Source organism: Methanospirillum sp. (assembly GCF_035406105.1).
Classification (GTDB): domain Archaea; phylum Halobacteriota; class Methanomicrobia; order Methanomicrobiales; family Methanospirillaceae; genus Methanospirillum.
In genome coordinates this window covers 1-8,449 of sequence record NZ_DAONKG010000107.1, presented here as the reverse complement: position 1 = coordinate 8,449, position 8,449 = coordinate 1, and the positions used below count along the sequence as shown (strand labels likewise).

Genomic DNA, 8,449 nt, shown 5'->3' with positions numbered 1-8,449 from the left:
CAGAAACCTGGTCACTGTATCACTCTTTTCTTCCGGTTTGATAATGGTCAGATAGAAATTACTACGAATGGCTCATTCAGTGTGTCCGGCTGACCGGGCATGGATGCTTGATAATCCCTTGCGGTCGCTTCTCATCAGACCGAAGAGGTTGCTTAAACCCTATATCAGGCCAGGAATGACAGTTCTTGATGTGGGATGCGGACCTGGATTTTTTACCAGAGTCCTGGCAGATCTGGTCGGGCCCACCGGACAGGTCATTGCTGCAGATCTTCAGCAGGAAATGCTCACTATGACAGGGTCGCGGATGACGCGAAAAGGGGTTTCTGACCGGGTTCTCCTCCACAAGACATCAGCAGAGTCGTTACAGCTCCAGATGTCTGAAACGGTTGATTTTGCAATCGCTTTTCATGTGGTCCATGAAGTGCCATCTCCTTATACCCTGTTTTCCGAGGTGTTTGATTGTAGTAAGCCGGGCGGGCTTTTTCTGGTGAGTGAACCAAACGGACATGTAAACCGAACTGAATTCGATCAGGAGATGAAGGATGCACTGGCTGCCGGTTTTATTATCGCACGGGAGCAGCATAGCAGATGGGAACATCAGGTCATTTTGCAGAAAGTATGAACCAATTCTTTTTGATGCGGGAGTATGTTAGGCAGATACTTCATGAGCCAGGATCACACGGATTTGATCATACTCTCCGGGTGATGGCCCTGTGTGAGTATATCGGAAAAAAAGAGCAGGCAGACATGGATATCCTGATTCCGGCAGCCATCTTTCATGATATTGCACGACCTCTTGAGCGATCGACAGGAGTTTTGCACGAGGTGAAAGGAGCTGAAATGGCAGCTGAGTTCCTGAACGAAATATCATACGGGTCAGAGCGGATTTCCCGTATTCTGCATGCGATCAGAGCCCACCGGTTCAGTACTACCCTGTTGCCAGAGACCCTGGAGGCCAAAATTCTTTCTGATGCTGATAAACTAGATGCCATGGGGGCTGTCGGAATCGCACGGGCATTCATGTCAGCCGGTGAGCGGAGCGGGGATATACAGGATGGTCTTGACCATATCCATGGGAAATTGCTCAAATTACCTGATCGTATGTACACCAGGACCGGGAGAGAGATGGCAAAACGGAGGCATGCATTGCTGGCTGCATTTGTTCAGGCATTGGAGGAGGAACGGCAGATGGAGCGTGATCCCGTATGAGAGGGAGATACGGATGGTATATGCAGATCCTGTCATAGGGGAGATGTGAATAATACCCAGTTTTCGTGAGAAAGAGGTGAAATTGCGATATTTTTTTGTATCTCTTCTTCCGAGGAGTATTTATTGGCGATATTGCATCATACTATTTCATAATCTATAAGATTAATTCTGACGAATAGTCCCCTCTATACAATGGTGCACCTATAATGGCCCATATGAGATAATAATCCAGCCATGGATATCTACGCAGGGAGGCTTATCTGTGTCAGACTTGTATAAACAGGGTATTCAATTATTTAAGAATGGTGAATATGAACAGGCATCTGAAATTTTTTTACCCTTCTGGAATCAGACAGGCGCCATCATAAAGCCTGGAATGCACTCGGAGTATGCCTGACCAGACTTGAAGATTTCACCCAGGCACGTACATGTTTTGAAAATGCAGTAAAATTGAGCCCGGATAATCAGATATATAAGAAAAACTTGGAGAGTTTAAAGAGTAAGACCGATGAGCCACCCCCACTTCCCATTCAACTTCCTAAACGAAAAGATATCACCCGGTTTTTGTCGAAAATTAAGACTAATTCCGCAGATTATGCTTGTTTTATTATTGGAAGCCTGTTACTCGGGATATTTTTCATTGCTCCTACGATAGGCATAGTTATTCAATCTCCTGCAAACCAAATACTCGGGCTTTCTGGTGTGATTTTCTATTGTTTTTTTTATTTGCGGTTATCATCCGGAATCTCATTTATTTAGGAATCAGGCTTCGGCATGTCATCTACGGCTTAATATCCTTGGGATGTGCCACTCTTATAGTACTCATTGCAATGAATCCGATTGGCGTAATTACCGGTTCATCAACCACAAATGACACGACGCCCACACCTACTCAGCCAACTCAAGTAACTCCTACCCCTACTCTGAAAAAATGTCCCCCCGTTCACGCCTCATTCACGACGAGCATTGTTGATTATGATCCGTTTCAGGTAACCTTTATAGAAACGAATGGTACAGTTCCATCACACGTCAGGAGAAGATGGGATTTTGGAGATGGAAACAGTTCTACAGAGGAGAGACCTGTCCATACATATGCCAGCCCTCCAAAACCGTATACCGTTACTCTAACGGTATGGAATGCATGTAATGAATCTAATACCAGCACATTACAGGTTTATCCCGACTGTAACCGGATAGTTCCAGAGATTGTCGCCTATCCACGAATTGGAACGGTTCCTCTTAGAGTCTCTTTTACTGACACCTCACCTGTGATTAAAGACGGATATACGTGGAAGTGGGCATTCGGAGACGGAGAGATGATTGAAATCACTGAGAGAACAAAACGGAATGTCAGTCATACCTATTATAAGCCCGGTATCTATTTTGCATCCCTGACAATATCCAATCGCTGCAGACAGAGTCAGTCCGCGATCATATCAATTAATGCACAGGTGAAAGGCACTATTTCAGGGAGACTGTGGCTGGATGAGAATGTCAATGAAACCATTGATCCGGGGGAAAGCAATCTTTCCGGCTGGCAGATATATCTTGAGCATGAAGAAGATGGAGTTTGGAAACCGATACAGGCAACACTGACCGATTCAGATGGAAGGTATCAGTTTTCCATACTGGATTATGGTGGAGTATATCGAATAAGAGAAGATCTAAAACCCGGATTCTGGATTACAACCGGATATGGGGATCGTTGCAATATTTCCGAATCATTTGCTTTGTTTGAATCGGATATGCAGTTTACAAAAAATTTTGGTCATAAAAAGTCTGAATTTAAAAATTTCCATGATATTACCCTTACTTCATCAGGAAACGCCACCATATCTAAGGGGAGTTTCATCCAATGGGTCCAGCGTGGCATGAATGGATATGCCATAGTTAACGAAACCAGGTATGAGCTGCGTAATGAGGATAGATGTGCGATTTACTTTAATGAAAAAAGCAGGAATGCACACATCTCTCTAGCCGGAGATATACATGCAGACAACCTTGGGAATGTGTCACTGGTGATCAATGGAATACTCCTTGATAACGGATTTTGTCATGAGATTGTATCCCCTATGATTGAGAGATATCATTCTGATTTAGACGCAATTATAGAGACTGAAAAAAATTCTTTTTGTAGCCTTATCTGGGATAGAAATTATACAACGGTTGACTGGAAAAAAGAATTGGTAATTCACGACATCATCCCTCAGGAGGTGAAACGGATGAATATTACACTTGATATGAACTCAGTGTTTATTCATGGCAGAGCGAGAGCATTTGAACAACAATAACCTTCAGTAGTAATTCATGATTTCTGTACATTCGTGAGGATAAAAGATGGATGAACGTTTTCGCGAAGGTATGCGACTATATGCTGAGAAAGATTACTCCAGAGCCGAACACATTTTTCGTGAGATATTGAACAATGACCACACAAATCATGTTGTATGGAACGCAATAGGTGTTGTCTTCTCAAAAACTGGTCGTTATCAGCTTGCAGATGAAGCCTTTGAGCAAGCACTCATCCTTCAGCCGGGAAATAGTACCTATGAAAAAAACAGAGACAGGAATCTTCGTAAAATACCATCAGATGATATTCCAGTACCTATGGTTAGCCATCAGGACATGGAAAGATACAGAAAGTGGCGTGTCAGAGGGAAATCACGACTTAATATTCGGACTATCACGTTTATCGTACTGCTAACACTGGCGTTGTGCCTTTTGAGCGGAGGCCTTTTTGCCTATTCATCTGTACAAACTCAAGGCTCTGGATCAGGAAATGGAGCGGTTGAGATGAAAGTCGCGAATGAATTGGGAAATCTTGCCAAATTTACCCTGCTTGACCGCGATGGATTACTCCAGACTAAAATCCTGCTTAATAACCAGGACCCTTCAGACTTTTTCCGGTTCTCTCCATCGTTTTCCCAACCAGCAGAGCAGATTCTCGGTAACGGTCTTAATATCAGGGTAGTTGGATACTATAAGGATGGCACGGTAAAAGATGCCTTTAACTGGACATTATAACGTACATCCCATATGAGTATCCAGCCAGAAAAAAACATACAGGAAACAACAATTTTCTTTCTCCTCCTTCAAAAATTGAGTTGTCCATGATACAAAGACCGGACATGGTATTATTTAGAATTTTTTGATCCTCAATCGTACCTACATCGTATAATCCCTCGAAAAATTTGTCCTCCTTGTAATGTTCGACATGTAAACGTGCCTTTGGCGAGAGAAAATCGTTGATTTACTTTATTTGGAAGCAATTTTTTTCTGTTTGCAAAAACAATGCAAATTTTTCAAATTACAAAAAAGTTTGGACTCCGTGACAAACATTGGAGCAAATAAGTAATTTTTGCATCGATGTGCCCCCTGCTTTCATAAAAGGGATAACGGATATTTCACAAATGATTCAATTATTTTCGATATATTTCACGTAATGAAATTTATGAATGGAGCATAAGATAAAGTGAGTAGGTTAGAACAGAAATGAAATGGCTTTTTAGAGAAATATGCGGATAATTTGGTATAAATCCTTCATTAGTAACTAAAAAACAATTGAAAACGTTAGGCGGGGTTAAGGACATGAACCTAAAGACTCCATAAGCATATAATCTAAAACGAAGTCTGCAAAATCTTTGGTTTATGCCAGATGGAGAGTCGACGAATGCTTCCTTATAAAATGGTAGTTCTGTGGTACTCACTGCAGGATTCATCCAATGGTAATGGTTGCAAAGACGCTAAAATAGCATAAGGATGGGATTGAAATTAATAAATAGATACACAAATGGTTTTCTAGAGGGCCTAATAGCCATATTCAGGCCTTGAAAATTCATGCGTGAGGGTATCGGAATGATGAGAAATGACCAGGATCTCCTTCAGGTACGGTCACCTACAGTAAATTTGCCCACTTGAAACAGCGAATAGCCTTTTTTAATGCCATAATCATACAGACAAGCTGATGTGTACTTAATAGAATTTCAAATACAGAGAATTGTACCTCTAAAGATACTATCGAGTTCTTTTTGAGAGTTTAGATTGTGACGTACTATCCTTAAACCGATACCATATGGATTCATTCCTTTGGTTTGGAAACTCTTTTTTTCCCCTCTTTCGTTTTTGTGATCCTGATATTTTTCTTCTTCATACGAGTGTTAACTATTTCATATTTTTAATCCATATTCGTAATACTCTTTTTTGAGATGAGATAAACTATATTTAAGGCAGAGATGGATAATACGTTCTTAAATTTTGTAATACTACAAAAAAATAGATATATCATTAACTTGATAAGTAGTTAATGGAGGTAACAACGATGTGTTGTCACGATGCAAACAAACATGAGCACGAGCACGAGCATGATGGTAAAAAACATATCCATGAGCATATACATGATGGAGAACACAACCATACGCATACGTGCTGTCACAACCACTAACCCTTTTTTGTATTCGTGTTACCATGTCAATGGCTTCCAGCCGCAGCGGAATTAATCATGAGAGAAAATAGCTCCATATCTCTTAAATCATAAGGTATTTCTCTTTATTCAGGACATCGTAGTTTTCCACTCCTGCCCTGATAAATAAAACCATATGCAGGATTGAATAAGGATAGTTAAAACCCCCCTTTGGTGATCGCAAGTATATAAAGTATTTATAAGTTAAAATTTGTTGAAAGGGGTTTTTAGCTATTCTCGAATATATGAGGATGTGCCCATATTACGACGCTATCAATCTCATGAAAAGATACCTATTCCCGCGTTCGAAAAAAAGTGAAATAACGAATGATTTCTGGATCCTTTAGATTCATACAAAACCCAAAAAGGTGGTACAAGATATCACCGGAGTTATATCGTATTCCTATAATCAATACTGATAGGTAATTGTAACTTAAAACCGATTTCATTTAGGGAATATGTGGTAATTCAAATCAACAGCCAATGCGCGAACCTTCTTTGGAATCTCTGTCAACTCATCTCTTTCTCCCACTTTGCATTTATATATGGCACTAAACCTTATTAGGACATCGTGAGGTGAGTAATGAGCAATTAAATTTGCACGTTTTAATCTGTTGACATTTTTTTAAGAGACAAACAATGAGAGAAATGAGGTGATAATATGCCCAAAAAAGGCTTCATTTGTTCTTAAATACACCTTATCTGCCTGGAGTTCATTTTTAAAGGTATCAAAATGTTTCTCTACCATGTCTCTTGATTTATAGAGTTTATAGACTCCCGGAAGACAAATTTGATATTGTAAAAAACCTGCAGGAACGGGGGAACATTGTTGGCATGATGAGTGACGGAGTAAATGATGCACCCGCAAACAGGGAAGCTGACACCGGAATTGCCGTTACTGGTGCAACGGATGCTGCAAAATCCGCTGCAAAAATTGTTTTAACAAAGCCTGGATTATCGGTCATTATCGCTGCAATAGAGCGTAACAGAGAAATTTTCAATAAGATGGAAAGCTATGCTGTATATCCTATTGCAGAAACGGTAAGGATTCTTATCTTTCTGACGCTCTGTATTATTTTATTAATTTTAACCGGTCTCAGCACTCATGATCGTAGTGCTTGCTATTCTCAATGATCTCCCGATAATGATCATTGCTTTTGACAATGCACCGGTTACTACGAGATCTGAACGGTGGCAGATAAACCGTATATTGATGAAGGCCAGTATTCCTGGTATCCTTGATGTTTATTCAAGATTTTTGCTTCTCTGGTCATCCAAAGAGTATTTTCATCTTGACGCAGGAGTTGTACAGACCCTGATATTCCTGAAATTAGCAGGAGCAGGTCATATGACCATTTATCTACTCTTTATTCGCAAACTCACCATGCCGGTAATGTTTTAATAAAAAAGAACGGACTTTGGATGATTCAAGCCAGCCCCGGTCAAGTTGTTTCACCAGGTCATCGATAATTCCGATTTGTTTTAGTATCTCTTCAGTATATGGTCCTTCTTCCATCGTGACCATAAGGGTAATTGTCTGCAGGGGGTTTCGTATCTGATCATTCAGGATCTGGAACTGCTCCATATTTTTTTCAATCTGCATCAGACCATGGTCCTGAATATCTTTCTCAATAATTTTTTCAACCGTGATATCACGTGAAACTAAGAGCACCTGATCATCATCAGTTCCTGATAGGATAGGAATCAGCGAGCTATCAAGCCAGATCGAATGATCACCGGGAAGGATATACTCATCATGTATACGATGCTTCTGTCCGGTAAAAAAACATTATGAATCGTTGGAATCATTTTCTCCGGAAGATCACCAGGGACGATATCACCAAACTTTTTTCCGTTGATGAACTCCTGTTTCTCTCCGATGAATCTGGCCGCTGCTGTATTAATAAACAGGATCGTACATGAACGATCCAGGATCATAATAAAATCATCAGATAGTTCGGCAATTGATCGGTATCTCTCTTCACTTATTTTTAATCTCCGTTCCATCTCATGACGGTGTAAGGTTACCTCTACGGTAATCTGCAGGGACCTCTCATCAAAGGGTTTAATGAGATACCCGAACGGCGATGTTTCTTTTGCCTTGGAGATGGTTGTCTTATCTGTATGGGCTGTCAGGTAGATTACCGGAATATCATCCTTTGACTGAATTATCTGAGCTGCTTCAATACCGGTCATTTTGCCTGACAATGTAATGTCCATGAGGATAAGGTCTGGTTTTTCAGCCTGAACAGCATCAATGGCTGCTTCGCCCGAATCAACCACCTTCATAACCTGACATCCCATCTTTATCAATTTTGACCTGATATCGGCACCGGTTAGAAATTCATCCTCAACGATGAGTACTTTTGGTTGATTCATACTGGATCCTTCCTGCATTGTTTGGGAAATTCAATAATATATCCAAATTCTGTATCATGTATGAGTGATAATTGTCCTTTTATCTGTGTGGTAAGACCCTGAATCATCTGCAGCCCCAAGGTTTGTGGATGGGTAATGAGCATGGTATCCGGTATACCGATACCGTTATCAGTATATGACAGCAGGTAATTGTTATTTTTTTCTCCGATCTTTATTCTGACAATTCCCTTCCTATTTTCAGGAAAGGCATTTTTTAATGAGTTGGTTATCATCTCATTCAGGATGAGACTTAAAGGAACTGCTGTGGTAATATTCATCTCAAGTTCATCAAACTCCATAAGAATGGATATTCGTTCTGAATCGATGCCATATGACTGAAGAAGATATTGTGAAAATGAAAGG

The 8,449-nt window shown here is 40.5% G+C and carries 9 protein-coding genes; 6 read left to right on the top strand and 3 right to left on the bottom strand.

Annotated features, from left to right (window positions below):
* The first annotated feature begins 67 nt into the window (after nt 1-67).
* The 6 genes from PLA23_RS07665 (at nt 68) to PLA23_RS07645 (ending at nt 6,802) form a co-directional block, all read left to right on the top strand.
* Nucleotides 68-622: a class I SAM-dependent methyltransferase gene (locus PLA23_RS07665; RefSeq protein ID WP_324331300.1), complete on the top strand. Its 555-nt coding sequence runs from the start codon at nt 68-70 to the stop codon at nt 620-622.
* Entirely contained in the window at nt 619-1,209 is a 591-nt protein-coding gene (locus PLA23_RS07660; RefSeq protein ID WP_324474748.1) for an HD domain-containing protein, read from the top strand. The genes PLA23_RS07665 and PLA23_RS07660 overlap by 4 nt, the downstream gene beginning before the upstream one ends.
* Nucleotides 1,210-1,551: 342 nt before the next feature.
* Nucleotides 1,552-1,968, top strand: coding sequence for a tetratricopeptide repeat protein (locus PLA23_RS13775; protein WP_502883604.1), 417 nt, complete (start codon nt 1,552-1,554; stop codon nt 1,966-1,968).
* A 71-nt stretch (nt 1,969-2,039) separates the two neighbouring features.
* Nucleotides 2,040-3,500, top strand: coding sequence for a PKD domain-containing protein (locus tag PLA23_RS07655; RefSeq protein WP_324474746.1), 1,461 nt, complete (start codon nt 2,040-2,042; stop codon nt 3,498-3,500).
* 46 nt (nt 3,501-3,546) lie between these two features.
* Nucleotides 3,547-4,233, top strand: a complete 687-nt coding sequence (locus tag PLA23_RS07650; RefSeq protein WP_324330841.1) for a tetratricopeptide repeat protein — start codon at nt 3,547-3,549, stop codon at nt 4,231-4,233.
* Nucleotides 4,234-6,502: 2,269 nt separating this feature from the next.
* On the top strand, nt 6,503-6,802 hold the full coding sequence (locus PLA23_RS07645) for a hypothetical protein (protein ID WP_324474745.1): 300 nt from the start codon (nt 6,503-6,505) through the stop codon (nt 6,800-6,802).
* 226 nt (nt 6,803-7,028) lie between these two features.
* On the opposite strand, the gene PLA23_RS07640 is transcribed toward PLA23_RS07645, so the two are convergent.
* The 3 genes from PLA23_RS07640 to PLA23_RS07630 form a co-directional block, all read right to left on the bottom strand.
* Nucleotides 7,029-7,340, bottom strand: coding sequence for a hypothetical protein (locus tag PLA23_RS07640; RefSeq protein WP_324330847.1), 312 nt, complete (start codon nt 7,338-7,340; stop codon nt 7,029-7,031).
* A gap of 32 nt (nt 7,341-7,372) precedes the next feature.
* Nucleotides 7,373-8,047, bottom strand: a complete 675-nt coding sequence (locus PLA23_RS07635) for a response regulator (protein ID WP_324474743.1) — start codon at nt 8,045-8,047, stop codon at nt 7,373-7,375.
* A partial coding sequence (locus PLA23_RS07630; RefSeq protein WP_324474741.1) for a sensor histidine kinase occupies nt 8,044-8,449 on the bottom strand: 406 nt, incomplete at its 5' end. The genes PLA23_RS07635 and PLA23_RS07630, both read right to left, overlap by 4 nt.

Excerpts from the sequence above, each read along its gene's own strand:
- PLA23_RS07665 (WP_324331300.1), top strand. The coding sequence starts at position 68 with ATGGCTCATTCAGTGTGTCCGGCTGACCGGGCATGGATGCTTGATAAT.
- PLA23_RS07660 (WP_324474748.1), top strand. The coding sequence starts at position 619 with ATGAACCAATTCTTTTTGATGCGGGAGTATGTTAGGCAGATACTTCAT.
- PLA23_RS07655 (WP_324474746.1), top strand. The coding sequence starts at position 2,040 with ATGAATCCGATTGGCGTAATTACCGGTTCATCAACCACAAATGACACG.
- PLA23_RS07650 (WP_324330841.1), top strand. The coding sequence starts at position 3,547 with ATGGATGAACGTTTTCGCGAAGGTATGCGACTATATGCTGAGAAAGAT.
- PLA23_RS07645 (WP_324474745.1), top strand. The coding sequence starts at position 6,503 with ATGATGAGTGACGGAGTAAATGATGCACCCGCAAACAGGGAAGCTGAC.
- PLA23_RS07635 (WP_324474743.1), bottom strand. The coding sequence starts at position 8,047 with ATGAATCAACCAAAAGTACTCATCGTTGAGGATGAATTTCTAACCGGT.